Source organism: Vibrio sp. Vb0349 (assembly GCF_033338975.1).
In genome coordinates this window covers 1-1,162 of sequence record NZ_JAWOTS010000338.1, presented here as the reverse complement: position 1 = coordinate 1,162, position 1,162 = coordinate 1, and the positions used below count along the sequence as shown (strand labels likewise).

Here is a 1,162-nt window from a genome sequence, read left to right as displayed (position 1 = left end):
GTCTGATGTTCTTTGCGTTTACAACGATCCTTGGTTGGAACTACTACGGTGAGCGTTGTGTGGTGTTCCTAATGGGCACAAAAGCGGTTCTGCCTTACAAGATTATCTTCCTTGCTCTAGTGGCTTCAGGCGCGTTCCTGCATCTAGACATGATTTGGATTCTGGCAGATATCGTAAATGGCTTGATGGCGATCCCTAACCTTATTGGTTTGATTGCGCTTCGTCATGTTGTACTGGCAGAAACTAAATTGTTCTTTAACCCTTCAGTTCAATCTGATGATCTTGATGCGGTAAAAGCATAGCTCTACAAAGAACCGTTAAGCCTGCACTTAAACGAGTTAGAAACCTTAAAACACAAAGCCCGCTCATGTTTAGCGGGCTTTATTTTTATCTAGATTCAGATGACAGCGTTAATCACGTAACCACTGATGTTCAACCTTCTCTCCACGCTGTTCAAAAAACTTAGCGTTTTGCTGTTTGAACTGATCAACTTTAATATCCGCGATTGGCCAATGGGCAAAATCTTCCGTAATGAAAGACTCATCACCGCCAAATTCTAGCGAATCTAAATGCTTACCTATGTAACGGTAAAAATAACTCTGTCCGACGCTATCACACACCATTGGCACATGCGCCATTCGCTGGCGATTCACTGATACGGATGCCCAAGTTGTGGCGTTCGGTTTGCAAGTTTTCTCCTGCACAACATCGATTTCAAACTTGTTGTCTAACGTCGTAGATACAAAAACGACGATCGCATCGTCAAGGTAAACTCGTCTTAACAAGAGCTGTTTGGTGTCGTGCGTTCGCGCCTTTTGGATACCATTAGAAAACGGCTCAAAGTGCGGCCAGTGCCACCCCCACTCCATCCCCCGAGGTGAAAACTTGATTTGTGGTAATGTCATCCAAGCAACAGCACTCGCAAACCCCAACAAAAACAGCGTCAGCATTAAAGCAAGTCGGTATAAATTGCGCATTTAAAGTGGTTCTTCAATCAGTAACTTAATTCCTAGCGCAACAAGCACAGCACCTGTTACTCCTTCCATCCATTTCATAAAGCTGGCATTTTTGAGCAAGTTCTTTGCTGAGTTTAAAGCCCCAGCCAAGCCACATTGCCAAACCATTGCGATAACAAAATGGATAGCGGCCATCGTCATAGATT

Annotated in this window: 2 protein-coding genes and 1 pseudogene; 1 reads left to right on the top strand and 2 read right to left on the bottom strand. The window is 44.1% G+C overall.

Going from position 1 to position 1,162, the window contains the following annotated elements; genetic code table 11:
- Positions 1-302 (top strand): alanine:cation symporter family protein (locus tag R7Q47_RS25665; RefSeq protein WP_318074437.1); only part of this gene is annotated, 302 nt, incomplete at its 5' end.
- A 108-nt stretch (positions 303-410) separates the two neighbouring features.
- Here the strand turns inward: R7Q47_RS25665 and R7Q47_RS25660 are convergent.
- Positions 411-977, bottom strand: a complete 567-nt coding sequence (locus R7Q47_RS25660) for a threonine transporter RhtB (protein ID WP_318090185.1) — start codon at positions 975-977, stop codon at positions 411-413.
- A pseudogene (locus tag R7Q47_RS25655) lies at positions 978-1,162 on the bottom strand (LysE family transporter); the annotation flags it as partial.